The sequence below is a fragment of the Caulobacter sp. NIBR1757 genome, from assembly GCF_027912495.1.
In the GTDB taxonomy this organism is placed as follows: domain Bacteria; phylum Pseudomonadota; class Alphaproteobacteria; order Caulobacterales; family Caulobacteraceae; genus Caulobacter.
In genome coordinates this window covers 2,887,171-2,912,768 of sequence record NZ_CP115463.1, presented here as the reverse complement: position 1 = coordinate 2,912,768, position 25,598 = coordinate 2,887,171, and the positions used below count along the sequence as shown (strand labels likewise).

The window sequence follows — 25,598 nt, the reverse complement described above, 5'->3', positions numbered from 1 at the left end:
GGCGCCGGAGGATGACAGCGCAGGGGTGGGCGCATGACCCAGGCCGTCGAAGCCAACTGCGACGGCCTCGTTGGCCCGACGCACAGTTTCGCCGGGCTGGCGCCGGGGAACCTGGCCAGCGAGATCCACAAGGGCGAGGCGTCGAACCCGCGCGCGGCGGTGGTCGAGGGCCTGGCCAAGATGCGGTTGCTGCACGACCTCGGCCTGCCGCAGTTCGTGCTGCCGCCGCATGAACGGCCGGATGTGGGGTTCCTGCGGAGCCTCGGGTTCGGCGGGACGGACGCGGCCGTGATCGAGGCGGCGGGGCGGACGGCGCCGGAGCTGCTCAACACCGCCTGCTCGGCCAGTCCGATGTGGGCGGCCAACGCCGCGACGGTGACGCCGAGCGCCGATGCGGCCGATGGGCGGGTGCATTTCACGCCCGCCAACCTGCTGACCAACCTGCACCGGAGTCTGGAGGGGGAGCAGACGGCGCGGTCGTTGCGGACGCTGTTCCCGGATGAGACGCGGTTCGCGGTGCACGACCCGCTGCCGGCCCAGCCGCACTTCGCCGACGAGGGCGCGGCCAACCATGTGCGGCTCTGCGCCGACCATGGCGAGGCGGGGGTCAACCTGTTCGTCTGGGGGCGGGACGCCTGGGAGGGCTGGAGCGGCAAGTTCCCGGCCCGGCAGACGCGGCAGGCCTTCGAGGCGGTGCAGCGGCGGCACGGCGCCGGCGGCGCGGTGTTCGCCCGGCAGGCGCGGCGGGCCATCGAGGCCGGGGTGTTCCACAACGACGTCGTCTGTGTGGGCGCCAGACAGTGCCTGTTCTTCCATGAGGCGGCGTTCGAGGACCGCACCGCCGTCGAGGCGGATATTCGTGCTGCCGCCGGTTTCGAGCCGGTGTTCGTCGAGGTGGCCGAGGCCGACCTGCCGCTGGGCGAGGCGGTGAAGAGCTACCTGTTCAACTCCATGCTGATCAGCCTGCCCGGCGAGGACCGCCTGACCCTGATCGCGCCGATGGAGGTGGCCGAGACGCCGCGCGCCCATGCGGTGGCGCAGGGGCTGGTCAGCGGAAATGGGCCGATCAGACGCGTGGAATACGTCGACGTGCGCCAGTCGATGCGCAACGGCGGCGGCCCAGCTTGCCTCAGGTTGCGGGTGGTGCTGACCGACGAGGAACTGGCGGCGACCAATGCCGACCAGCGGTTCACGCCGGCGCTGCAGACGCGGCTCGGGGCCTGGGCGGAGGCGCGGTATCGCGACCGGCTGCTGCCCGCCGACCTGGCCGATCCGGCGTTGCTGGTCGAGAGCCGGACGGCGCTGGACGAGCTGACGCAGATCCTGGGGCTGGGGTCGGACTTCTATCCGTTCCAGCGCTAGCCGCCGCGCAGCCGCGCCAGGGCTTCCGGAAACCGCCGTGACAGGGGCGCGGTCACGCCGCCGAGGGTGACGGCGTAGTCCCCGCTGCCTTCGGGCTTGAGCTCGGTCACCCGCGCGGCGTTGACCAGCCAGGAGCGGTGGGTGCGCACGAAGCCCTGCGCGCCGAGCCTGGCCTCCAGGCTGGCCAGGGAGGCGCGCATCAGCGGCTTGCGGCCGTCCGCCAGGTGGAACTCGGCGTAGTTGCCGGCCGAGGAGACGGCGAGAATGTCGCTCAGGTTGGCGCGGACGATCCGGGCGCCGTCCCGGATGTCGAAGGTGGCCGGTTCGCTGGCTGGCGACGGGACGGCGGCGGCGACGATGCGCTCGCGGACCAGCCAGAAGGCCAGCATGATGATGCTGTAGGACACCGCGTCCTTGCGGAACTCGTAGGGCCAGCGCTCCAGCCAGTTGCCGAAATCGTAGGTCTCGCCGAGGGCGGCCCAGATCAGCTGGCGCAGCAGGACGAAGCCGGCGACGTGGGCCAGGGAGAAGAGGACCAGCACTGCGGCGTGGATGGCCAGGGTCCGCCACCAGGGCCGGCGGTTAAGCGGCACACGGCGCACCGCCAGCCAGGGCAGCCAGATCATCGCCAGGCCGGAGACGGCGCTCGTCGCCTCGCCGATGACGACGCCGGTGGCATCATCGCCCGGGTTGTCGGCCATGAAGGTGAGGACATTGACGCTGTTGAGGGCGACCACGAACAGGGTCACGCCGACGAGGCACAGCCAGAAGGCGCGGCGCTCGGCCGCTTTCGTCCCGGATGGATCGCCGTTCGTCACAGGCGCTTTCCGCTGGTCACCGGCGCGGCGCCGCGCGGCCCGGCGGCCTTGGCGGCGCAGGCGGGCCTGCGCCATCCCTCCAGGACAGTCCCTGTCTTGTCCGGAGCCATCTGTTGTGAATTCCACCCCATCTCTCGACCGCCGCCATGACCTCGACTGGATCCGAGTCGGAGCGTTCGGCCTGCTGATCCTCTATCACGTCGGCATGTTCTATGTGCCCTGGGACTGGCATGTGAAGACCTCGCGGCCGGTGGAATGGCTCGAGCCGGTCATGCAGCTGACCAATCCCTGGCGGCTGACCCTGCTGTTCCTGGTCTCCGGCGCGGCGACGCGGTTCATGGCCGACAAGATGGCGCCAAGGACGCTGGCGGGCTTGCGGACAGTCCGGCTGCTGCCGCCGCTGCTGTTCGCCATGGCGGTGATCGTGCCGCCGCAGTCCTACTATCAACTGGTCGAGAACCTCCCCGGGTTTGCCGACAGCTACCTGACCTTCTGGGGCAAGTACCTGACCGCCTCTGGCCACTGGCGCCTGGACGGCGAGACGCTGATCACCCCGACCTGGAACCACATGTGGTTCGTCGCCTACCTGTTCCTCTACACGATGCTGCTGGCGCTGTTGCTGTGGCTGGCGCCGAAGCTGTTCAAGGCGGCGGAGGCGGCGCTGGACCGGTTGCCGGTCTGGGCCCTGATCGCGGTTCCGCCGGTGGTGCTGGCGGCCTACCGCGTCGTGCTCGGCGCCGACATCAGCCACGACCTGGTCGACGACTGGTACAACCACGCCGTTTCGCTGAGCGCCTTCTTGTTCGGCTTCCTGACCGCCAGGTCACCGGGGGTGAAGGCCGGGTTCGAGAAGGCCCGATGGCTGGCGTTCGGCCTGTGGCTGGTCAGCTGGGCCGGCTGGGCGACCTATGCCTGGATCTGGCGCGGCGATGACGTCGCGCCCCCCGAGGCGCTGCGGATGGCCATGCGCACCGTCTGGGCGCTGAACAGCTGGATGGCGATCGTTGCGGTGCTCGGCTTCGGGGCGCGGCATCTGAAGAGGGGCGGGCCGCTGCTGACCTGGCTGACCCTGGCGGTCTTCCCCTTCTACATCATCCACCAGACGGTGATCGTTGTGGCGGCGCATCACCTTCACAAGCTGGGCCTGTGGCAGCCGCTGGAGGCGCTGCTGCTGATCGCCATCACCGTGGCCGGCTGCCTGCTGACCAACGAACTGGCGCGGCGCATGCCGGTCCTGCGGCCGCTGTTCGGGCTGAAATCTCAGCCGGCGGTGGCGAGGCGGCCGCCCCTCGCGGCGTAGGCCTGGGTCCCGGTCGTGAAGACGCGGTCCGTCGCCAGGACCGCGTCGATCGGCACGTCGTCCGCCGTTTCGAGCGCGGCGTAGAGGGGGGCGAAGTCCTGCAGGGTGGCGTCGAGCAGCGCCTGCAGGCCGGGGATGACGAAGTAGACCTGCTGGAAATCGTCGATGCGGTAGGGGGTGCGCATCGTCCGGACGAGGTCGAACCCCAGCCGGTTGGGCGAGGGATCGTCGAGGGCGAAAATGCTTTCGGTCCGCGAGGAGACGATGCCGGCCCCGTAGATGCGCAGGCCTTTGGGCGTTTCAAGCAGGCCGAACTCGACCGTGTACCAGTAGAGGCGGGCGAGGTTGTGCAGCCGGCCCAGACCCGCGGCCCGCTGGCCGCCCTTGCCGTAGGCCTCCATGTAGTCGGCGAAGGTCGGGTCGGTCAGCATCGGCACATGGCCGAAGACATCGTGGAAGATGTCCGGTTCCTGCAGGTAGTCGAGCTGGTCCTGCTTGCGGATGAACTGGCCGGCCGGGAAGCGGCGGTTGGCGAGATGGTCGAAGAAGACCTCGTCGGGCACCAGGCCCGGCACGGCGACGACGCTCCAGCCGGTGAGGCGCTGGAGCTCGACGTTGATTTCCTCGAAATTGGGGATGCCGCCGCGGTGCAGGTTCAGGGCCTCGAGCCCGTGAAGGAACTCGTCACAGGCATAGCCGGGCAGCAGGGCGGCCTGGCGTTCGTAGAGGATATCCCAGGTCGCGTGTTCCTCGGCCGTGTAGTCGGCCCAGCCCTGGTCGATCGTCCAGTCTTCGCGCGCCCCGGGGGGCGGCGCGGCGGTAAAGCCATCGGCGCTCATGGGGGTGAGATTACGGTGCGTCCGGTGGAAAGTTCCGCCGGATTTGCCTCGATTTGGCCGATCCGGCGGAAGGATGTTGCGTTAGTGCGCGACCCGGGGCCGCATATTGTAGTGGCCGTCCGTGAATCCGTCGAAGATCAGCGCGGTGTGCGGATGGCCGACCGGCTCGCCGCTGTCATCAGGCAGCAGGTTCTGCTCGGAAACATAGGCCACGTAGGTGTTCTGATCGTTCTCGGCCAACAGGTGGTAGAACGGCTGGTCCTTACGCGGGCGGATTTCTTCGGGAATAGAATTCCACCATTCCTCGGTATTGGCGAAGGTCGGATCGACATCGAAGATCACCCCGCGGAACGGGAAGAGCCGATGCCGGACCACCTGGCCAATGGCGAATTTGGCGAGCTGAGTGTTCATAACGATCATAGTGTACGCCTCCCGCCTGACTGAATCCTGAACGTAGTCATCATGGAGGAGTCGGCAAGAGCGGGGTTCCTTCATCGCGACAAACTGGTCTAGGGTCGCCTTGAAACCGGGCGCCGATCCACGGCCGTCCGCGCAGACAGGTGACAACCATGTCGGAGGCGCCAAGCGCCCGGCCGCAGCCCCGTGAGGGCCAGCGCGGGCAGGGTGGACCGCCGTGTTACGCGGCGCTCGACCTGGGCACGAACAACTGCCGCCTGCTGGTGGCGACTCCGACGCCGGGCGGATTCCGCGTCGTCGAGGCCTATTCCCGCATTGTCAGGCTGGGCGAGGGGCTCACCCAGAGCGGCCGGCTGTCCGAGGCGGCCATGGAACGGGCCATGGCGGCCCTGACCGTCTGCGCTGAGAAGGTGCGGCGGCGAAAGTGCGTGCGGTTCCGCGCCATCGCCACCCAGGCCTGCCGCGGGGCCGAGAACGGTCCGGAATTCATCGCCCGCGTGGCCGAGGAAACCGGCCTGAAGCTGCAGATCATTCCGCCCAAGGAAGAGGCCCAGCTGTCGGTCGCCGGCTGCGTCAACCTGCTGGACCGCACCGCCGAGGCGGCGTTGGTGGTCGATGTCGGCGGCGGATCGACGGAACTCAGCTGGGTCGATCTGAAAGGGGAGGGGCTGGACCTGCGGCCCCGACAGTTCGCCGCCTGGAAGCTGCCGATCAAGGCCTGGCTATCGATCCCGATCGGGGTGGTGACTTTGGCCGAGCGTTTCCCGGAAGGGGAGAAGGCCTCCGAGGCCTGGTTCCGGTCGATGGTCGAGGCGGTGAAGGACATCCTCGCCGCCTTCCCGCACGCCGAGCCGCTGCGCGAGGTGTTCGAGGCCGACAGGGCCCATATGGTCGGTACGTCCGGGGCGATCACCAGCCTGGCCGGATTGCACCTCAACCTGCCGCGCTATGACCGCAACCGGGTCGATGGCATGTGGATGACCCGCGCCGAGTGCGAGACGGCGGCCGACCGGTTGATCGCCCTGACCCCCGCCGAGCGGGCGGCGCAGGCCTGCATTGGGCCCGACCGCGCCGACCTGGTGCTGGCCGGGGCGGCCATCCTGCAGGCGGTTCAGGAGCTGTGGCCGTGCTCCCGGGTGCGGGTCGCGGACCGCGGTTTGCGGGAAGGCATCCTGATGAGCCTGATGAGCGAACAGCGCCCGCGCCGTCGTCGTCGTGGCGGACGAGGGCGAAGGCCTATAGAAGCGGCGGCATGAGTGATGAAGAGCCGCCGCGCCGCCGCATGGTCAAGCCGCCCTCGGGTGGGCTGGAGGCCGGCCGCCACAAGCCGGCGCGGCTGAAGACCGCCTACCGGCGCACGCCCAGCCAGCAGGCCTGGCTGGAGCGGCAGATCAACGACCCGTTTTCGGCCGAAGCCCGGGCGAAAGGCTATCGCAGCCGCGCCGCCTTCAAGCTCAGCGAGATCGACGACAAGCTGAAGCTGATCAAGAAGGGCACGAAGATCATCGACCTGGGCTGCGCGCCCGGCGGCTGGATTCAGATCGCGCTGGAGCGGGGCGCCGGTCCGGTGGTCGGCGTCGATCTGCTGGAAGTCGACCCCCTGAGCCCGGCGACCATCATCCAGATGGACTTCACCGATCCCGCCTGCGGGCCGCGCCTGATGGAACTGCTCGGCGGCCAGCCGGACATCGTGCTGTCCGACATGGCCCCCAACACCGTCGGCCACCGCGAGACCGACCACATCCGCATCGTCGGCCTGATCGAACTGGCGGTGGATTTCGCCGTCTCGGTGCTGAAGCCGGGCGGGTCGTTCGTCGCCAAGGCCTTCCAGGGCGGCGAGACGGCCGAGGTCATCGGCCGGCTGAAGAAGCATTTCGAGAAGGTGCAGCATATCAAGCCCAAGGCCAGCCGGGCCGACAGCTCGGAGGTCTTCCTGGCGGCGACGGGGTTCAAGGGGCCTTCAATTTAGAGTACGGATAGCCTCGTTGCTCGTGGGGGTGGTGGGTGGCTGACAAACTTTCGGTGCCGAATGGCGTGCGCAATCCTCTCGGGATAATTGCGCTGTTTATCTCGTTTATCTACGCGTTGAGCACCACGGTCCTTGGTGTAAGGATCAAAGAGATTTCTTTATTCTCTCAGCATGCTTTGATAATTTTCATCATACTGTTTCCCGTAGTAGTTTTCGGCGCGTTTACATATTTGGTAATTCGACACCACAAGAAACTGTATGGTCCAGGGGATTTCAAGGATGATCGGAGTTTCCTAGAGACGGGGGACTCGCCAAACGTCGCGGAGCGCTTGGCAAAGGATGTCACGGAAGCCGCGCCCGAAGAGCCTGAGGTAGTCCCGTCGGCGTCTTCGCAGTCTACTCAATCACCACATCACGCCTCATCGAGTGCTGAATCTCTTGAGGTGCGAGAATCTAGCTCTCCGCGTCAAGTGAAAGAGCTGATCGAGCGTGCTTACGTGGCTGAGACATTGGCCATTCAGAAGCTTCAACAGGAGTTGGGGGCGACGGTCAGGCGTAACGTAAAGCTGATCGCTCGCTCTGGGGGAGCGGTCGAAGTGGATGCCATCCTCGATACGGAAAGCGATCGCTACATAGTCGAGCTGAAGTATCGAGATCCGGGTCGAACGTTGATTGGGCGAACGGCGCTGGCGCTTAAGCAATTGGTCTATGTTCACTCCGTGGCCAACTTGAACGCCCTTGTTAATCACCACTTTATGGTAGTTGTCGTTTCCGAGGGCGCGACGCCACCTGAAAGCGTTGTGAAGGCCCGGATGCGGGTCAAAAGCGTTTCCCCTCCGCGAATTCAGTTCCGCCATTTTCAGTTGGAAGATCTCCGTCGGGAGTTCGGCTTCGAGTAGGCCTGCGCATTTTGCCAGGGCGGCACTGCGCGGTTGACTCCTCCCCCCGGCTGACACATACGCGGCCCGCAAAACGGAGAGTCTCATGGAGATTCGCGAAGGGCTCACCTTCGACGATGTTTTGCTTGAACCCGGTCCGTCGGATGTGATGCCGACCCAGGTTTCGACCGAAACAAAATTGACGCGCGAGATCGGGCTTAACATCCCGCTGGTTTCGGCCGCCATGGATACGGTGACCGAGAGCCGACTGGCCATCGCCATGGCCCAGGCCGGAGGCATGGGCATCCTGCACCGCAACCTGACGGTCGATGAACAGGCCGACCAGGTGCGGCAGGTGAAGCGGTATGAGAGCGGGATGGTCATCAACCCGCTGACCATCAACCCGACGACGACGCTGTCCCAGATCCTCGAGATCAAGGCGCAGCGGCAAATCTCGGGATTCCCGGTGGTTGAACCGGATACCGGACGCCTCGTGGGAATTCTCACCAACCGGGACATGCGGTTCGAGAGCAATGGCACGACGCCGGCGGCGGCGCTGATGACGGTTGATGGACTGGTCACGGTGCGCGAAGGCGTGTCGCGGGCCGAGGCGCAGGAGCTGTTGCGGCGTCACAAGCTGGAGCGGCTGATCGTCGTCGACGAAGAGGGTCGGGCTGTCGGCCTGATCACCGTCAAGGACATCGAGAAGGCCCAGGCCCATCCCCTGGCCGCCAAGGACGAGAAGGGCCGGCTGCTGGTCGGCGCCGCCTCGACGGTCGGCGACGCCGGGTTCGAGCGGTCGCTGGCGCTGGTCGATGCGGGCGTCGATGTGGTGATCATCGACACGGCTCACGGCCACTCCAGCCAGGTCACCGCCGCAGTGGCCCGACTGAAGCGCGAGACCAACCGGGTGCAGATCGTCGCCGGCAATGTGGCGACCTATGACGGGGCCCGCGCCCTGATCGACGCCGGGGCCGACGCTGTGAAGGTGGGCATCGGCCCGGGCTCGATCTGCACCACGCGGATCGTCGCCGGGGTGGGCGTGCCGCAACTGACCGCCATCGAACAGGCCGTGAAGGCCGGTCGCGACAGCGGCGTGCCGATCATCGCCGACGGCGGTATCAAGTCGTCGGGCGATCTGGCCAAGGCCATCGCCGTCGGGGCGTCCTGCGCCATGATGGGCTCGATGTTCGCCGGCACCGACGAGAGCCCGGGCGAGGTGTTCCTCTACCAGGGGCGCTCCTACAAGAGCTATCGCGGCATGGGCTCGCTGGGCGCCATGGCGCGCGGCTCGGCCGACCGCTACTTCCAGAAGGAAGTCACCGACTCCCAGAAGCTGGTGCCGGAAGGCATCGAGGGCCAGACGCCCTACAAGGGTCCGATCGGGCCGGTGATCCACCAGATGGTCGGGGGGCTTCGCGCCGCCATGGGCTATGTGGGGGCGCCGACCATTCCGGAGCTTTGGGATAGGGCGCGGTTCGTGCGGATTACCAACGCGGGCCTGCGCGAAAGCCATGTCCACGACGTGATGATCACCAGGGAGGCCCCGAACTACCAGGGCTCCAATTGAACGTGAGTGAGGGTACCCAGTGAGGGATGGCGGACGCATCGCGGCGGCGATCCAGGTGCTGGATGATATCGAACTGCGCCACAAGCCGGTTCGGCAGGCGCTGAAGACCTGGAGCGACGGGGCCCGTTACGCGGGATCGAAGGACCGCGCCTGGGTGTCGGGCCTTGCGCTGGACGTGCTGCGTCGACAGCGCTCTCTCGCCCATCTGATGGGCGAGGAGAGCAACCGCGCCCGCGCGCTCGCGGCTCTGCGCTGGATCTGGGACTGGGACATGGACCGGCTGGGCGAAGCCTGCGCCGATCCGCATGGGCCCGGCCCGCTGACCGATCACGAGATCGCCACCCTCAACGCCAAGCCGTCCCTCAAGGGCGCCAAGGCCGATGTGCAGGGCGACTATCCCGACTGGATCGAGGCCAGCATGGCTCGCACCTTCGGCAAGGACCGCGTCGAGGAGGGCATCGCCTTTGCCCAGCGCGCGCCGGTCGATTTGCGGGTCAACCGCCTGAAGAGCGACGCATATGAGGTGCTGAAGGCGCTGGACGACATGGGCGCCGAGCCGGCCGGCATCCTGCCCGATGCGCTGCGCGTGCCGGCCCCGGCGGCGGCCGAACGGGCGGCGGCGGTGGAGATCCATCCCTCGTTCGCCATGGGTTGGTTCGAGGTCCAGGACCTGGGCAGCCAGATGGCGGCGGCCGTGGCCGGCGACGTGGCCGGCCAGAGGGTGCTCGACTACTGCGCCGGCGGCGGCGGCAAGACGCTGGCCCTTGCCGCGGCCATGGGCAACAGCGGCAAGATCTACGCCTACGACAGTGACGCGCGGCGGATGACCGACATCATCCCGCGCGCCACCCGCGCCGGGGTGACCAACCTCGAACTGCGCACGCCGCTGAACAAGGAGCCGCTCAACGGCCTGCAGGGCGAGATGGACCTGGTGTTCGTCGACGCGCCCTGTACGGGCTCCGGCACCTGGCGGCGGCATCCCGATGCGAAGTGGCGGCTGACGCCCGACACCCTGCAGCGGCGTCTGAACGAGCAGCGCAAGGTGCTTGATCAGGCTTCGGAATTCGTCAGGCCGGGCGGCCGGATGGTCTATGTCACCTGCTCCTTCTTCGCCGAGGAAAACGAGCAACAGGTCGAGGCCTTCCTGGCCCGCAACGACGCCTTCAAGCTGCGCAAGTTGACCCTGTTCCCCGACTTCACGACGCCGCAGGGCTACCTGCGCCTGTCGCCCCGCACGGCCGGCACCGACGGCTTCTTCGCAGCTCTACTGGACCGCAAAAAATGAACCACCAGTCCGTCCTCATCGTCGACTTCGGCAGCCAGGTGACCCAGCTCATCGCCCGCCGGGTTCGTGAGAGCGGGGTCTATTGCGAGATCCACCCGTACGACAAGGCGGTCGCCGCCCTGGCCAGCGTCAAGCCGGCGGCCATCATCCTGTCGGGCGGTCCGGCCAGCACCACCGAGGACGAGAGCCCCGCCGCCGACCACGCCCTGTTCGAGACCGGCGTGCCGGTGCTGGGCATCTGCTACGGCGAGCAGACCATCTGCGCCCAGCTGGGCGGTAAGGTGGAGAGCGGCCACCATCGCGAGTTCGGCCGGGCCGAGATCGAGGTCACCAAGGCCAGCCCCCTGTTCGAAGGCTTCGCCAAGCTCGGCCAGCCCGAGACGGTGTGGATGAGCCACGGCGACCGCGTCACCGCGATCCCGCCGGGCTTCGAGGTCATCGCCGTCAGCGCCGGCGCGCCGTTCGCTGCCATCGCCGACGAGACGCGCAAGATCTACGGCGTGCAGTTCCACCCCGAAGTGGCGCACACGCCGCGCGGCGCCACCCTGTTGCGCAACTTCACCCATCGCATCGCCGGTTTGACCGGCGACTGGACCATGGCCGCCTTCAAGGACGAGGCCGTGGCCCGCATCCGCCAGCAGGTCGGCAAGGGCCGGGTGATCTGCGGCCTGTCCGGCGGCGTCGACAGCTCGGTGGCGGCGGTGCTGATCCATGAGGCGATCGGCGACCAGCTGACCTGCGTCTATGTCGATACCGGCCTGATGCGGTCGGGCGAGAGCGACCAGGTCGTTTCGCTGTTCAGGAACCACTACAACATCCCGCTGATCCACGTTGATGCGTCGAAGGAATTCCTCGGCGGCTTGGCCGGGGTTTCCGACCCGGAGACCAAGCGCAAGATCATCGGCAAGCTGTTCATCGACGTCTTCGACAAGGAGAGCGCCAAGATCGACGGCGCCGAGTTCCTGGCCCAGGGGACCCTGTACCCGGACGTCGTCGAGAGCGTCTCGGCCCGGGGCGGCCCCAGCGCGGTGATCAAGAGCCACCACAACGTCGGCGGCTTGCCCGACTACATGAAGCTCAAGCTGGTCGAGCCGCTGCGCGAACTCTTTAAGGACGAGGTACGGGTGCTGGGCGTCGAGCTGGGCCTGCATCCGGACTTCGTCGGCCGCCACCCCTTCCCGGGGCCAGGCCTGGCCATCCGTATCCCCGGGGAAATTACCCCGGAGAAAGTCACGGTCCTGCAGCAGGCCGACGCCATCTACCTGGAGGAAATCCGCAAGGCCGGCCTCTACGACAAGATCTGGCAGGCCTTCGCCGTCCTGTTGCCGGTCAAGACCGTCGGGGTGATGGGCGATGCCCGCACCTATGAGAACGTGCTGGCGCTGCGGGCCGTGACCTCGACCGACGGCATGACCGCCGACTTCTTCGAGTTTCCATGGGAAGTGCTCGGCCGGACGGCGACGCGGATCATCAACGAGGTGCGCGGTGTGAACCGGGTGGTCTACGACGTGACGTCCAAGCCGCCTGGCACCATCGAGTGGGAATAGGTCAGCTGCAGCCTTCGACGTAGCCCAGCACCGGCGCCATGCCGATGTGGATCAGCTTGACCTTGCCGTCGGCGCCGATCTCGAAGCGCAGGGCCGCGTCGCCGCTCTCGGCGTTGGGGGCGGTCAGGTATTTGGCCGGGGCGTCTTCGTACTTGTGCGGCTCTTCGCGGAAGCCGGCGAACCACTTCTTCACATCCGCCTCGCTGTCGCCGACGCCGATGCCCTCGGCCAGCTTCACGTCCGAGCGTTGGCCCAGCGTGATGCGCTGCACCTTGCCGCCCTCCACGATGGCGTAGGCGCCGGGGTAGTCCGGCGAACTGATGGTGGTGCAGCTGTCGCTGGCCTGGGCGCCGCGGGACGCCCAGCTGCTGCCGGCTGGGACCGGCTGTCCGAGCTTGAGATCGCCGAGGCCCTCAAGCCCGAGCACGTTCGCCGAGGCCGCGGGCGGGGCCGGCTGGGCGGGGGCGGGCGCGGCGGGGGGCGTGGTCGGGACAGGATCGCTCGGCGCGTTCGAGGCTGGCGAGCAGGCAGCCAGCGCCAGGGTGATGGCCAGGGCAGAGGCGGCGAAGGCGGATTGATGTCGCATGGGTTGGAAACTTCGCCCCCGTGGTTTGGTTGCCGAGGGCCAAGCGATCCGCTGGAACAGCATGGCAGGCTCGCCGTTGAACTCGCAAGTCGTGTGGGAGACGGTCGTGCCGCCAGGCTGGGAGATAGACGTGTCGAGACGCGAGGTGATGATTGCCGGCGCGGTGACGGTGGCGGGGGCGGCCTCGCCGGCCGCCGGCCAGGCCGCTTCCGAAGCGCCGGCCAGCGCGGTGGTCGGCCTGACGGTCAATGGCAAGCGGCATGAGCTGACCCTCGATACCCGCACCAGCCTGCTGGACGCCCTGCGCGAACATCTGAATCTGACCGGGACCAAGAAGGGTTGCGATCACGGCCAGTGCGGCGCCTGCACGGTCCTCGTCGAGGGGCGGCGGATCAACAGCTGCCTGACCCTGGCGGTCATGCATGACGGCGAGGCGGTCACCACCATCGAGGGCCTGGGGACGCCGGGCGACCTGCATCCGATGCAGGCGGCGTTCGTGAAACATGACGGCTACCAGTGCGGCTATTGCACGCCGGGCCAGATCTGTTCGGCGGTGGCGGTGCTGGAGGAGATCAAGGCGGGCGTACCCAGCCATGTGACGGCTGACCTGAACGGTCGGATGACGGTGACGGGCGAGGAACTGCGCGAGCGGATGAGCGGCAACATCTGTCGGTGCGGGGCCTATTCCAACATTGTCGAGGCCATCGAGGATGTGGCCGGGGTGAAGGCATGAGGAGCTTCACCTACGAGCGGGCAAAGAGCCCTGCCGAGGCCGCGGCGGCGGCGGCGAGCACACCCGGGGCGCGGTTCATTGCCGGCGGCACCAACCTGCTGGACCTGATGAAGCTGGAGATCGAGACGCCGACGCATCTGGTCGATGTGAACCGGCTGGGCCTCGACCGGATCGAGAAGACGGACGATGGCGGATTGAGGATCGGGGCGCTGGTGCGCAACACCGACCTGGCCGCCGACAAGCGGGTGCGCAAGGACTATGCGGTGCTGTCGCGGGCTCTGCTGGCGGGGGCTTCGGGCCAGCTGCGCAACAAGGCGACGACGGCGGGCAACCTGCTGCAGCGGACGCGCTGTCCCTATTTCTACGACACCGCCCAGCCCTGCAACAAACGCACGCCCGGCAGCGGCTGTTCGGCCATCGGCGGCTTTTCGCGGTCGCTGGCGGTCATCGGCGGCAGCGAGCAGTGCATCGCCACCCACCCCAGCGACATGGCCGTGGCCATGCGGGTGCTGGACGCGACGGTCGAGACCGTGCGGCCGAGCGGCGAGACGCGGGCTATCCCGATTGCTGACTTCCACACCCTGTCGGGCGAGACGCCGGCGGTGGAGAGCCTGCTGACCCCGGGCGAACTGATCACGGCGGTGACCTTGCCGAGGCCCATCGGCGGCCAGCAGGTTTATCGCAAGGTCCGTGACCGGGCCTCCTATGCCTTCGCCCTGGTGTCGGTGGCGGCGGTTGTGCAGCCGGACGGCAGTGGCCGGGTGGCGTTCGGCGGGGTGGCGCACAAACCCTGGCGGGTCGAGGCGGCGGAGGCGGCGATGCCGCGCGGCGCTAAAGCAGTGGCCGGGCAGGTGTTCGCGGGCGCCAGGCCGACCGAAGAGAACGCCTTCAAGCTGGTCCTGGCGGAACGAACGCTGGCCGGTGTGCTGGCCGAGGCGAAGGGATAGGCCATGAAGTTCGACACCCCCGCCACAACCAACCCTATCGATCAGCTGAAGCACATCGGCCGGCCGACGCCGCGCATCGACGGGCCTCAGAAGACCACCGGCACGGCGCCCTATGCCTACGAGCGGCACGACCGGGCCCCGAACGCCGCCTACGGCCATGTCGTGGGCGCGACCATCGCCAAGGGCCGGATCACCGCCATCGACACCGCCAGGGCCCGGGCCGCGCCGGGGGTGCTGGCCGTGGTCACGGCGCAGAACGCCGGCAAGCTGGGCAAGGGTGACAAGAACACCGCCAGGCTGCTGGCCGGGCCGGAGGTAGAACACTACCACCAGGCCGTGGCCGTGGTCGTGGCCGGGACCTTCGAACAGGCGCGGGCCGCGGCCGGGCTGGTGCGGGTCGAGTACGCGCCGACCAAGGGGGCCTTCGACCTGGCCGAGGCCAAGGCGTCGGCCGAGCCCGTCAAGGACCCGCCCGACAGCCATGTCGGCGACTTCGACAAGGCCTTCGCCGCCGCTCCGGTGACCCTGGACGCCACCTACACCACGCCCGACCAGAGCCACGCGATGATGGAGCCGCACGCCACCACCGCCGCGTGGGAGGACGGGGCTCTGACCGTCTGGACCAGCAACCAGATGATCGACTGGGGTCGCAAAGACCTGGCCATGACGCTCGGCATTCCCAAGGTGAAGGTGCGGCTGGTGTCGCCCTTCATCGGCGGCGGCTTTGGCGGCAAGCTGTTCCTGCGGGCCGATGTGCTGATGGCGGCCTTGGGCGCCAGGGCGGCGGGCCGGCCCGTCAAGGTGGCGCTGCAGCGGCCCTTGATGGCCAACAACACCACCCATCGGCCGGCCACCATCCAGCGCATCCGCATCGGCGCGGGCAAGGACGGCAAGATCACCGCCATCGGCCATGAGACCTGGTCCGGCGACCTGCCCGGCGGTGGACCGGAGACGGCGGCCGAGCAGAGCAAGTTGCTCTACGCCGGGGCGAACCGGTTGATGGCGACCCGGCTGGCCGTTCTGGACCTGCCGGAGGGCAACGCCATGCGGGCGCCGGGCGAGGCCCCGGGGCTGATGGCGCTGGAGATCGCCATCGACGAGATGGCCGAAAAGCTGGGTCTGGATCCCATCGAATTCCGGGTCCGCAACGACACCCAGGTCGATCCGGCCAAGCCGGAGAAGCCGTTCTCCCAGCGCCAGCTGGTCGAATGCCTGCGCCAGGGCGCCGAGCGGTTCGGCTGGAACAGGCGGGGCAAGCCCGGACAGCGGCGGGACGGCCGTTGGCTGGTCGGCATGGGCGTCGCCGCCGCCTTCCGCAACAACCTGACCATGAAGTCCGGGGGCCGGGTGCGGCTGCAGACCGACGGCCGGGTGGTGGTCGAGACCGACATGACCGACATCGGCACCGGCAGCTACACCATCATCGCCCTGACGGCGGCCGAAACCCTGGGCGTGCCGCTGAAGTCGGTGATCGTGCGGCTGGGGGACTCGGCGTTTCCGGTCTCGGCCGGTTCGGGCGGACAGTGGGGTGGCAACAGTTCGACGGCGGGGGTCTATGCCGCCTGCATGAAGCTGCGCGAGGCGGTGACGCAGATGCTGGGGCTCGATCCGGCGGCGGAGTTCATCGACGGGCGGGTCAAGGTCGGCAATGACAGCCGGCCGCTGGCCGAGGCGGCGAAGGACGGCGAGCTGATGGCCGAGGACTTCATCGAGTTCGGCGACCTCTCTGAAAAATACCAGCAATCGACCTTCGGCGGCCATTTCGTCGAGGTCGGGGTCGACGCCTTTACCGCCGAGGTGCGGGTGCGCCGGATGCTGGCGGTCTGCGCCGCCGGCCGCATCCTCAACCCCACCGCGGCCCGCAGCCAGGTGATCGGGGCCATGACCATGGGCACGGGCGCGGCGCTGATGGAGGAGCTGGTCGTCGACAAGCGGCGGGGCTTCTTCGTCAACCACGACCTGGCCGGCTACGAGGTTCCGGTCCATGCCGACATTCCGCACCAGGACGTGGTGTTCCTGGACGAGGTTGATCCGGTCTCCTCGCCGATGAAGGCCAAGGGGGTCGGGGAACTGGGCATCTGCGGCGTCGGGGCGGCGGTGGCCAACGCCGTCTACAACGCCACCGGCGTGCGGGTGCGGGACTATCCGATCACGCTGGACAAGTTGCTGGAGGGCATGCCGGCGGTGGTTTAGGCGCGGAGATGATCGCGGCCCCGCCATTCTAGCACAGTGGTGAGTTTTTTCATTATAAAAAACAACACACTAACCACCTACTGCGGCGCCGCTCCGAACCCATGTTAAGACCGCATTTCACCGACCGGTCGCCCACATTTTCCCACCTCGGGACCACCCTAACGTTGCGCCTTCCGACGTTTCGGAGGGCGGCGGCCCGGTTGAACGCCGTCTTCCCCGATGAATATGCCTAGACATATTCATCTTCGGCTGAAGATGGCTTCCCGGACGGTGGGTCTGCCGCGATAGTCGGGGCTTGGCGTGGCGGGAGGCAGGGCATGTTCAGGCAGGTTGCGGCGGGGGCCCTGGCCCTGGTGATGCTGGTCGCGCCGGCGGTGGCGCGGGCCGAGCCGGATGCGGTTCTGCTCGGCAAGATCGACGGCATCTTCAACGACTGGCGGTTGGACAGCCATGTGCCGGGGCTGGTTTATGGGATCGTCCAGGACGGCAAGCTGGTCGTGGTCCGGGGGCAGGGGGTTCAGGACACGGTCTCCGGCCGGGCCGTCGATCCCGACAGCCGGTTCCGGATCGCCTCGATGAGCAAGGCTTTCACGGCGCTGGCCATCCTCAAGCTGCGGGACGAGGGGAAGCTGTCGCTGGACGCGCCGGCTGAGCTCTATGTGCCCGAGATGAAGGGGTGGACATATCCGACGCGGGATACCCGGCGGATCCGGGTGCGGGACCTGCTGAACCATGTGGCCGGATTCGTCACCGACGATCCCTGGGGCGACCGGCAGCAGCCGTTGAGCGAGGCAGAGTTCACGCGGATGCTGAAGGCCGGCGTGCCGTTCTCGCGGTCGGGCGGCCTGGCCATGGAGTATTCGAACTTCGGCTACGCGACCCTGGGGCGGATCGTGACGAACGTCTCGGGCAAGCCCTATCAGCAGTACATCCGCGAGACGTTCATGATCCCGCTGGGCATGGCCTCGACCGGCTACGACATCGCCCGGTCTCCGCCGGAGCGGCGGGCGATCGGCTATCGCTGGCAGGACGACGCCTGGCTGCGCGAGCCGGACATGGGCGACGGGGTGTTCGGGGCCATGGGCGGGGTCGAGACGACGGCCAACGACTATGCGAAGTGGGTGGCCTTCCTGCTGTCGGCCTGGCCGCCGCGCGATGCGGCCGACGTCGGGCCGGTGGCGCGGCCGACGGTGCGGGAGATCGCCGAAGGCTCGAACTTCCCGCAAGGGGCCATGCGGGCCACTGCCATCGGCGGCGCGCCATGCCGGGCGGCGGTCACCTATGGCATGGGCTGGCGGGTGTCTGACGACTGCGACCTGGGCCGGACCCTGAGCCATGGCGGCGGCTATCCGGGGTATGGCTCGCATGTGCTGCTGTTGCCGGAGAGGGGTATCGGCCTCTTTGTCTTCACCAACCGTACCTATTCGGGCCCCTCGGTCCCGGCCTGGAAGGCGGCGCTGGCCCTGCTGGCGGCCGGCGAAGCGCCGGATCGGGCGGTGACGGTCAGCGAGCGGGTGACGGCGGGCTATGGCCTGGCGCGGACGATCTTCGCCCAGGGCACGGTGGCGGGCCAGGGCGACGGCCTGGCGATGAATTTCCTGCTCGACCGGGACGAGCCGCACTGGGCCAAGGAGCTGGCCCGGGTGAAGGCCGAGGTCGGGGCCTGTGCGGCGGACGAGCCGGTCAGCGCGAGGACGGCGATGCAGGGCAGCTTCGTCTGGACCTGCGAACACGGGCGGGTCGGCGGCGGCTTCCTGCTGGCGCCGACGCCGCAGGTACGGCTGCAGAGCCTGTCGTTCGAGGTGCTGAAGCCTTAGCGGTCGACTGTCCGGTCCGATCGGTCTTGACCCGCGACCTATGATGTAACATTAGAAGTTACATGAACCGGGACAGCCGATTGTCGGGCGTGCTTCACGTCCTTCTGCACATGGCCGAGCATGACGGGCCGGTGACCTCCGAGGTGCTGGCGCGGGCCATGCAGACCAATCCGGTGGTTATCCGGCGGACGATGGCCGGGCTGAAGGCGCAGGGCTATGTGCGGTCGGAGAAGGGCCATGGCGGCGGCTGGCGGCTGGACTGCGACCTGAACGCCGTCACCCTGGGCGATGTCTATGCGGCGCTGGGCAGCCCGTCGCTGTTCGCCATCGGCAACCGCAACGAGACGCCTGACTGCCTGGTCGAGCAGGCGGTCAACGCCGCGCTGGACGAGGCGCTGGCCGAGGCCGAGGCGGTGCTGCTGGCCTCGCTGGGCGGGGTCACCCTGGCGGCGCTGAGCGCCGATTTCCATCAACGCCTGGCGCGCCGGGCGCCGCATCTAACGGGAGCCAACCATGGCGCATGACGCAGCCGAGAAAGTCGATTTCCTGAAGGCCTTCTCCGATCCGGAGGCCGTCGTCCGCTATACGGACGGGCCGCGCCGGTTCTTGCCGGGGCTGGACGGACTGCACCGGATGACCGGCATCCTGCTGGCCGAGGCCGCGCCGGCCGACGCCCGGGTGCTGGTGCTGGGGGCCGGCGGCGGGCTGGAGCTGAAGGCCCTGGCGCAGGCGCAGCCGGGCTGGAGCTTCGTCGGGGTCGATCCGGCCGGGGCGATGCTGCGGCTGGCCGAGCAGACCCTGGGCGAGGACGTCGGGCGGGCGCAGCTGGTCGAGGGCTATATCGACGACGCGCCGGAGGGGCCGTTCGACGCGGCGGTCTGCCTGCTGACCCTGCATTTTCTCGATGCGACCGAGCGGGAGCGGACGGTGCGAGAAATCCACCGACGGCTGAAGCCCGGCGCGCCGTTCGTGGCGGCGCACAGCAGCTTTCCGCAGGACCCGGCCGAGCGGTCGCTCTGGCTTGACCGCTACGCCGCCTTCGCCATCGCCTCCGGCGTCGATCCGGCCCAGGCCATGGGGGCCCGGGCGGCTGTGGCGGAAAGCCTCGGCCTGTACGACCCGGAGGAGGACGAGGCCATCCTGCGCCGCGGCGGGTTCTCGCAGGTGCAGATGTTCTTCGCCGCCTTCACCTGGCGGGGCTGGGTGGCGCGGGCGTGAGGCGCCGCTACGCGAAGATCACATCCGCCTTGCACGCTCTCTGCGCGGCCGCGAGATAGCGTTGAAGGGCTTGATCAGGGGGCAGGAGCGATGACGGCGGCGGCCTTGGCGCTGGTGGTGCTGGCGGCCGTCATTCACGCGAGCTGGAACTTCATGATCAAGCGGGCGGCGGAGGCCGGCCCGGCCTTCATCGCCGTGACCAACGTAATCATCTGTGTCGCCTATGCGCCCTGGGCGATCTGGCAGATGGCGCAGGAAGGGATGGTGTGGAGTTGGACAGTGCTGGGCTGTCTGCTGCTCAGCTCGGCGATCAACCTGGCCTACACCCTGACCCTGCAGCGGGGGTACCGCGTGGCCGAGCTGTCGGTGGTCTATCCGGTGGCGCGGGGGACGGGGCCGATGCTGGCGGCGCTGGCCGCCGTGCTGCTGCTGGGCGAGACGCCGACCCTGTTCAGGGGTCTTGGCCTGCTGGCGGTGGTGGCCGGCATCGTGCTGATCTCCACGGACGGAAGGGTGGAGGTGTTTGGCAGGCCGGGCGGCAAGGCGGGGCTGGGCTGGGGTCTGGCGACCGGGGCCTTGATCGCTGCCTATTCGGTGGTCGACGCCTATGGCGTGAAGGCGCTGGAGATCGCGCCGGTGATGCTGGTCTGGGTCGGCAATGCGCTGCGGTTTCCGATGCTGGCGCCGGTGGTGCTGGCCAACCCGCGAGGGGCCTGGGCGCGGATGCAGGGGCATTGGCGGATGGCGCTGGGCGTCGGGCTGCTGTCGCCACTGTCCTACATCCTGGTGCTGGCGGCGCTCGACATGGGGGCGCCGCTGGGCGTGGTGGCGCCGATGCGGGAGATGTCGATGATGGTCGCCGCCCTGCTGGGGGTGCTGATCCTCAGGGAGCGGGTCGGGCCGGTGCGGCTGGCCGGGTGTGCGGCGATGATCGCCGGGGTGGTGATGCTGGGCGCCCGGGGCGGATAGGCCGACGCCACCAACACTGGGCCGGGCCCAACCCCGGCGCTCGCTATTGAAAGGCGTCGGGTTGCATCAGGGCCGTGCCGAACTCGGTTAACCTGCCGACGACAATCGACTGCGTGAACTGCCCGGCTGTAATGATCACGCTCTGCCCGGGCGCGCTGTTTGAGGCGACAGATAGTCCAGCCTCGAGCGCCTCGATGACCAACTGCCCGGCCATCGAAACGGTGATGCCCGCGACACCCAGGAGCATTCTGAGCGGCGAGAACAGCATGGCCGGGAGAGCCCCCCACGAATAGTAGTCGGGGTAGAGTTGGCGCAGCAGCATCCATTTGTTGATCGCGGCGATCTTGCAGGACGAGAACGAGGAGACTTCGTTCAAGAGGGTCTTCCAGCCGCAGATGGCGTCCCGGTAGAGGCCGAACGTCACGGCATTGCCAAAACCGTGCATCATCGCCTCGAACTCCCGATTGGAGTAGCCATTGGCAAGCCAGAAGCCGGCGTTGAAGTAGACCGTGGCGCTTTCCTCGTACTTAGTCGCTTGGCCTCTGGCCTCGTCGTAACGCCAGTATTGGAACAGGTAGGTCTTGTCCGCTCCGACCGAGGTGACGAACCGCGCCAGAGCCAGATTGAGATCCTCCGCGCTGAAGATCGGCACACCGGCCAGTTGGGTGATCACGTCGCCGATGCGAAACGGACTCGCGACGCCAAACGGGGTCTGTGGCTCAACCGAAACGACGCGAACCCCGGCACGGTAGGGTCCGTTGTCATCGACGGCCTCGACGCCATTCACGTACGGTCGCGTCGTTCCATAACGCTGATGGTGTTCCTTTCTCAGCAACAGCAGCGAGGAGAGTTGCTGAGCGTGCGTTTGCAGGCTCCGGATCAGACCTTCGCTCGACGGCTGGTTCCAGGCGCAGTCGGGGCTGCAAAGGCCCGGGTCGGCGACCAGCCAGGTGGCTTGGCCCAAGCCATCGGCGATGGTCGTATGAACCGACCTAAAGCTGACCGGCGAGTCAAACCTCCCGCATTGCTCCGGAATCGGATCGGCGTCCTCTGCTGCGACGCAAGCCTTCACCGCCTCTGGGCCGGAACCACCCCAGGTGGCGTTGCGCCCTCCCCATGCCGCCGTGTATCGGGCGTCGGAGCGCAGCGCTTCAATCGCCTCGTCGTCAGTGGCCTTGGTGTAGGCGAGCAGCTTCGGCTGGCGCCTGTACTTGCCGAACTCCACGCTCTTGCATTCGCCAGGTGCGAGACGCTTCCAGCCGGTGACGCCTTCCTTGCCATAGCCGTCAACCGGCTTGATCAGGAGGGCGGTTTCAGTCCGATAGGGCGTCAGGCCGCAGACACGGGCCGACATCACGATGAGCTTGCTGAACGCCAACCAGGCGCCGTTGCGCTCGATCCAGTAGTCGGCCTTGAGCGGCGGAAGAAGATCGAGAGTCTGCTCAAGCCGCGTCTGGCGCCTGGCGACGGCGGCCTCCGCGCATTGGGCGGGGGCAACGGCAATCTTTTCGCAAGCCGGATTGATGTCGTTGAGCGAGGCGACGAGGCCCTTGGCGGTCTCGACGCTGGAGAAGTCCAATGGCAGGGCTTCGATGCCGGCGACGGCAGCGGGCGCCAGCGCTACGGCGACGGCCTGGGTGTTCGACAGCGGGAAGCGGAAACGATCGGTAAGGGTTCGCTGCTTCGCGGCATGACGGAGCCAGGGATGCTCCGCCGTCGCGGCCCTGAACTGGCGCTCGCTCAGCAGGAAGGAGCCGGTCGCGGCAATCAGCGTAAGCGCCGCCAAGCCGCCAAGAACCGGCGCGACGGGAAATGAAGATGAGAACCGATCGAATAATCCGGCCATGCCAAATCTCCCCAAGCCCTCGCGGACGGCGGCTTCCGGCATCGATCCAGGCGCGGACGTGCGGGTGCAACCTGTTCGTGAGCAGCTTCAGAAAAATAAACCATGGCTTGTTCGGTTCGTCGACTCCCCGATGGTATGATTCGTTACGGCACCACCCGCACCGCGCCCTTGGCCGCGCTCGTCGTGAACGCCGCATAGGCCCTCAGCGCCGTCGAGACCTTCCGCTCGCGCTTGACGGCCGGCTGCCAGCCCCTGGCGTCCATGGCGGCGCGGCGGGTTTCGAGCTCGGCCTCCGGCACCCGCAGGCTGATGCCGCGGTTCGGGATGTCGATGTCGATGATGTCGCCTTCCTCGACCAGGCCGATGAGGCCGCCCTCGGCCGCTTCCGGCGAGACGTGGCCGATCGACAGGCCCGAGGTGCCGCCACTGAAGCGGCCGTCGGTGATCAGGGCGCAGGCTTTGCCGAGGCCTTTCGATTTCAGGTAGCTGGTCGGGTACAGCATCTCCTGCATGCCGGGGCCGCCCTTGGGGCCCTCGTAGCGGATGACCAGCACGTCGCCGGGCTTGATCTTGCCGGTCAGGATGGCGCTGACCGAGGCGTCCTGGCTTTCGAAGACGCGGGCGGGGCCGGAGAAGGTCAGGATGCTGTCGTCGACGCCGGCGGTCTTCACGATGCAGCCGTCGAGCGCCAGGTTGCCACTGAGCACGGCCAGGCCGCCGTCCTTGCTGAAGGCGTGTTCGGCGCCGCGGATGACGCCGGCCTCACGGTCGAGGTCGAGCTCTTCCCAGCGGCGCGACTGGCTGAAGGCGGTCTGGGTCGGGACGCCGCCGGGGGCGGCCTTGAAGAAGGTGCGGACCGTCTCGCTCTCTGTGCGGGAGATGTCCCAGCGCTCGAGCGCCGCGCCCATCGAGGGACTGTGGACGGTCGGCAGGTCGGTGTGCAGCAGGCCGGCGCGTTCCAGCTGGCCGAGGATGGCCATGACGCCGCCGGCGCGGTGGACGTCCTCCATGTGGACGTCGGACTTGGCCGGGGCGACCTTGGAGAGGCAGGGGACTTTCCGCGACAGCCGGTCGATGTCGGCCATGGTGAAGTCGACGCCGCCCTCGTAGGCGGCCGCCAGCAGGTGCAGCACGGTGTTGGTCGAGCCGCCCATGGCGATGTCGAGGCTCATGGCGTTTTCAAAGGCTCGGAAGCTGGCGACGTTGCGCGGCAGAACGCTCTCGTCGTTCTGCTCGTAGTAGCGGCGGGTGATGTCGACGATCAGGTGGCCGGCCTCGAGGAACAGGCGCTCACGGTCCGAATGGGTGGCCAGAACCGAGCCGTTGCCGGGCAGGGAGAGGCCGAGCGCCTCGGTCAGGCAGTTCATCGAGTTGGCGGTGAACATGCCGGAGCAGGACCCGCAGGTCGGGCAGGCGGAGCGTTCGATGGTGGCGACGTCGGCGTCGCTGACCGAGTCGTCGGCGGCGGCGACCATGGCGTCGACCAGGTCGAGGGCGACTTCCTTGCCCTTGAGGATGACCTTGCCGGCCTCCATCGGGCCGCCGGAGACGAAGACCGTCGGGATGTTGACCCGCAGGGAGGCCATCAGCATGCCGGGGGTGATCTTGTCGCAGTTGGAGATGCAGACCATGGCGTCGGCGCAATGGGCGTTGACCATGTATTCGGTCGCGTCGGCGATCAGTTCGCGCGAGGGCAGGCTGTAGAGCATGCCGTCGTGGCCCATGGCGATGCCGTCGTCGACGGCGATGGTGTTGAACTCCTTGGCCACGCCGCCGGCCCGTTCGATCTCGCGGGCGACCAGCTGGCCGAGGTCCTTCAGGTGGACGTGGCCCGGCACGAACTGGGTGAAGCTGTTGACCACGGCGATGATCGGCTTGCCGAAGTCGGCGTCCTTCATGCCGGTGGCGCGCCAGAGCCCGCGGGCGCCGGCCATGTTGCGGCCATGCGTGGAGGTGCGCGAGCGATAGGCGGGCATGATTTTTCTCTGTTGACGCGGATCAGCCGGGGAGGCGGGGAGAAAATGCCCCCGGAGAGGGGCAATGTCCATGATTTCAGGCGGACGGCCGGCGAGGTCGCTGGAAGCCGCCTGCTCGGGTCAAGGACGGAAAGTGAGCTTCAACTTCCGGGGCGGTGTGCGCCGTGGGCAATCTGTGGCTGAATGGCGGGAGTCGGAGATCGGCAATGCGCGGGGAGGGAAGCGATGGCTATGGAAATCCGTGAGGTCGCCATTCACCTGGCGATCGGCCCGTCGGTCGCGCCAGGCGGGGCGCCCACGCCGGAACCCGCCGCCGGCGCCGGCGGACTGACGCCGGCCCAGCACGAGGCCATCGTCAGCGCCTGCGTCGCGCAGGTGCTGCAGCACCTCCGCCAGATCGAGGCGCGCTAGTGCCGCCGTCTCCGGTCGAGCAAGCCAACGGGATCGCGACCGCCGCCATCACCCTGGCCGGCCGACCGATCGACCCGCGCTTCGATCTGGTCTCTCTGGAAATCTGGCAGGCGGCCGGCCTGCCGGCGAGGGCGCGGCTGACGTTCCACGACGGCGATCCCGCCGTGCCGACGTTCGCGCTCAGTGAGGGCGCCGATCTCGCCCCAGGGGTGGAGGTGGGCCTGTCGCTCGGCTATGGCGCGGTCCTCACCCCGCTGTTCACGGGGGTCATTCAGGGCCAGGGCCTGCGCGGCGATGCCAGCGGGCCGAGCCTGCTGGTCATCGAGGCGGTGGATCAGGGCGGCACGGCGAAGACGGACGGGGCGACCGGCGGGCCGCCGGTCCTGAGTCTGGTCTGGGGCCAGTCGATCCTCGACCTCAATCTGGATCTGGAGGCCGGCGTCCAGGGCACGGTCAGGTTCCAGGGAAGCGCCCTGCCACGGCCGGGCTGCACGGTCGAGCTGCAGGGGCTGGGCGGCCGATTCAACGGCGACGCCCTGGTGACCGGAGTGCATCAGCGCCTGTTGGAGGGGCTGTGGACCACCGAGGTGACGGTCGAGCGGGCGGCCCCGCACAGGGTCGGTCGGCTGGTCATCGAGGCGGCGCTGGGCGATGGCGCGGCGGCGGAGGAAATGCGCCAACGCCTCGAACGGATGGCCGGCGCGGCTTTGCCGGCCGCGCTCGAACAGGCCTTCGATGACCTTGGCCTGGGCGCCGCCGTGGTCAAGCTGGACCGGCTCGACCTGGCGCTGGGGACGGTGAGGCCGGAGCATCTGGAGGAAGACCTGCTGGCGGCGCTGGGCCGGGCGCTGCCGGCGGCGCTGAGGCAGGCCCTGGCGGGGCGTCAGGCGCCGTAGACGGCGGCGATGATCCGGCGG

Annotated in this window: 23 protein-coding genes; 17 read left to right on the top strand and 6 right to left on the bottom strand. The window is 68.1% G+C overall.

Translation table 11 applies throughout. The annotated features are described in order from the left end of the window. The first annotated feature begins 33 nt into the window (after positions 1-33). Positions 34-1,362 (top strand): N-succinylarginine dihydrolase, encoded by a 1,329-nt coding sequence (gene astB, locus O5I81_RS14420; RefSeq protein WP_271065555.1) that lies wholly within the window; start codon positions 34-36, stop codon positions 1,360-1,362. On the opposite strand, the gene O5I81_RS14415 is transcribed toward astB, so the two are convergent. Then, complete coding sequence (locus tag O5I81_RS14415; RefSeq protein WP_271065554.1) at positions 1,359-2,180, bottom strand: LytTR family DNA-binding domain-containing protein; 822 nt, start codon at positions 2,178-2,180, stop codon at positions 1,359-1,361. The two genes, astB and O5I81_RS14415, sit on opposite strands and share 4 nt — an antisense overlap. A gap of 115 nt (positions 2,181-2,295) precedes the next feature. On the opposite strand from O5I81_RS14415, the gene O5I81_RS14410 reads away from it, so the two are divergent. Continuing rightward, entirely contained in the window at positions 2,296-3,480 is a 1,185-nt protein-coding gene (locus O5I81_RS14410) for an acyltransferase family protein (protein ID WP_271065553.1), read from the top strand. Here O5I81_RS14410 and phhA read toward each other — a convergent pair. Together phhA and hspQ are read right to left on the bottom strand one after the other, a co-directional pair. Continuing rightward, a complete protein-coding gene (gene phhA, locus O5I81_RS14405) occupies positions 3,441-4,319 on the bottom strand; it encodes a phenylalanine 4-monooxygenase (protein WP_271065552.1) in 879 nt (292 codons plus the stop codon). The genes O5I81_RS14410 and phhA overlap by 40 nt on opposite strands. An 81-nt stretch (positions 4,320-4,400) precedes the next feature. After that, positions 4,401-4,730, bottom strand: a complete 330-nt coding sequence (gene hspQ, locus O5I81_RS14400; protein ID WP_271069039.1) for a heat shock protein HspQ — start codon at positions 4,728-4,730, stop codon at positions 4,401-4,403. 158 nt (positions 4,731-4,888) lie between these two features. Between hspQ and O5I81_RS14395 the strand changes: the two genes are divergently transcribed. From O5I81_RS14395 to guaA, 6 genes are all read left to right on the top strand, one after another. Further along, entirely contained in the window at positions 4,889-5,992 is a 1,104-nt protein-coding gene (locus O5I81_RS14395) for a Ppx/GppA phosphatase family protein (RefSeq protein ID WP_271065551.1), read from the top strand. Continuing rightward, a complete protein-coding gene (locus O5I81_RS14390) occupies positions 5,989-6,705 on the top strand; it encodes an RlmE family RNA methyltransferase (RefSeq protein WP_271065550.1) in 717 nt (238 codons plus the stop codon). The genes O5I81_RS14395 and O5I81_RS14390 overlap by 4 nt, the downstream gene beginning before the upstream one ends. Positions 6,706-6,740: 35 nt before the next feature. Further along, positions 6,741-7,604 carry a hypothetical protein gene (locus O5I81_RS14385; RefSeq protein WP_271065549.1) on the top strand — a complete coding sequence of 288 codons (864 nt, stop codon included), beginning with the start codon at positions 6,741-6,743 and terminating at the stop codon, positions 7,602-7,604. A gap of 85 nt (positions 7,605-7,689) precedes the next feature. After that, on the top strand, positions 7,690-9,153 hold the full coding sequence (guaB, locus tag O5I81_RS14380; protein ID WP_271065548.1) for an IMP dehydrogenase: 1,464 nt from the start codon (positions 7,690-7,692) through the stop codon (positions 9,151-9,153). A 19-nt stretch (positions 9,154-9,172) separates the two neighbouring features. Continuing rightward, positions 9,173-10,438, top strand: a complete 1,266-nt coding sequence (locus O5I81_RS14375) for an RsmB/NOP family class I SAM-dependent RNA methyltransferase (protein ID WP_271065547.1) — start codon at positions 9,173-9,175, stop codon at positions 10,436-10,438. Continuing rightward, positions 10,435-11,985, top strand: coding sequence for a glutamine-hydrolyzing GMP synthase (guaA, locus tag O5I81_RS14370; protein ID WP_271065546.1), 1,551 nt, complete (start codon positions 10,435-10,437; stop codon positions 11,983-11,985). Before O5I81_RS14375 ends, guaA begins: the two co-directional genes overlap by 4 nt. 1 nt (position 11,986) lies before the next feature. Here the strand turns inward: guaA and O5I81_RS14365 are convergent, their stop codons facing one another. Next, entirely contained in the window at positions 11,987-12,571 is a 585-nt protein-coding gene (locus O5I81_RS14365; protein ID WP_271065545.1) for a hypothetical protein, read from the bottom strand. Between the two features lie 130 nt (positions 12,572-12,701). On the opposite strand from O5I81_RS14365, the gene paoA reads away from it, so the two are divergent. The 7 genes from paoA to O5I81_RS14330 all read left to right on the top strand — a co-directional run bounded on the left by paoA (position 12,702) and on the right by O5I81_RS14330 (position 20,448). Then, entirely contained in the window at positions 12,702-13,304 is a 603-nt protein-coding gene (gene paoA / locus O5I81_RS14360) for an aldehyde dehydrogenase iron-sulfur subunit PaoA (protein ID WP_271065544.1), read from the top strand. Beyond that, positions 13,301-14,251, top strand: a complete 951-nt coding sequence (locus tag O5I81_RS14355) for a xanthine dehydrogenase family protein subunit M (protein WP_271065543.1) — start codon at positions 13,301-13,303, stop codon at positions 14,249-14,251. Before paoA ends, O5I81_RS14355 begins: the two co-directional genes overlap by 4 nt. A 3-nt stretch (positions 14,252-14,254) precedes the next feature. Further along, entirely contained in the window at positions 14,255-16,444 is a 2,190-nt protein-coding gene (gene paoC / locus O5I81_RS14350; RefSeq protein ID WP_271065542.1) for an aldehyde oxidoreductase molybdenum-binding subunit PaoC, read from the top strand. A 317-nt stretch (positions 16,445-16,761) separates the two neighbouring features. Next, positions 16,762-18,261 carry a serine hydrolase domain-containing protein gene (locus O5I81_RS14345; RefSeq protein ID WP_271065541.1) on the top strand — a complete coding sequence of 500 codons (1,500 nt, stop codon included), beginning with the start codon at positions 16,762-16,764 and terminating at the stop codon, positions 18,259-18,261. A gap of 62 nt (positions 18,262-18,323) precedes the next feature. Beyond that, on the top strand, positions 18,324-18,785 hold the full coding sequence (locus tag O5I81_RS14340) for an Rrf2 family transcriptional regulator (protein ID WP_271065540.1): 462 nt from the start codon (positions 18,324-18,326) through the stop codon (positions 18,783-18,785). Continuing rightward, the gene (locus O5I81_RS14335) at positions 18,775-19,479 is read left to right on the top strand and encodes a class I SAM-dependent methyltransferase (RefSeq protein ID WP_271065539.1); all 705 of its coding nucleotides are present in this window, start codon (positions 18,775-18,777) and stop codon (positions 19,477-19,479) included. The genes O5I81_RS14340 and O5I81_RS14335 overlap by 11 nt, the downstream gene beginning before the upstream one ends. A gap of 90 nt (positions 19,480-19,569) precedes the next feature. Then, positions 19,570-20,448, top strand: coding sequence for a DMT family transporter (locus O5I81_RS14330; protein WP_271065538.1), 879 nt, complete (start codon positions 19,570-19,572; stop codon positions 20,446-20,448). 43 nt (positions 20,449-20,491) lie between these two features. Here the strand turns inward: O5I81_RS14330 and O5I81_RS14325 are convergent, their stop codons facing one another. Beyond that, positions 20,492-22,294 (bottom strand): hypothetical protein, encoded by a 1,803-nt coding sequence (locus O5I81_RS14325; protein WP_271065537.1) that lies wholly within the window; start codon positions 22,292-22,294, stop codon positions 20,492-20,494. Between the two features lie 143 nt (positions 22,295-22,437). Next, a complete protein-coding gene (gene ilvD, locus O5I81_RS14320; RefSeq protein ID WP_271065536.1) occupies positions 22,438-24,270 on the bottom strand; it encodes a dihydroxy-acid dehydratase in 1,833 nt (610 codons plus the stop codon). A gap of 225 nt (positions 24,271-24,495) precedes the next feature. On the opposite strand from ilvD, the gene O5I81_RS14315 reads away from it, so the two are divergent. Then, positions 24,496-24,681 carry a DUF5908 family protein gene (locus O5I81_RS14315; protein ID WP_271065535.1) on the top strand — a complete coding sequence of 62 codons (186 nt, stop codon included), beginning with the start codon at positions 24,496-24,498 and terminating at the stop codon, positions 24,679-24,681. After that, positions 24,681-25,577: a contractile injection system tape measure protein gene (locus tag O5I81_RS14310; protein ID WP_271065534.1), complete on the top strand. Its 897-nt coding sequence runs from the start codon at positions 24,681-24,683 to the stop codon at positions 25,575-25,577. The genes O5I81_RS14315 and O5I81_RS14310 overlap by 1 nt, the downstream gene beginning before the upstream one ends. Positions 25,578-25,598: the final 21 nt, after the last annotated feature.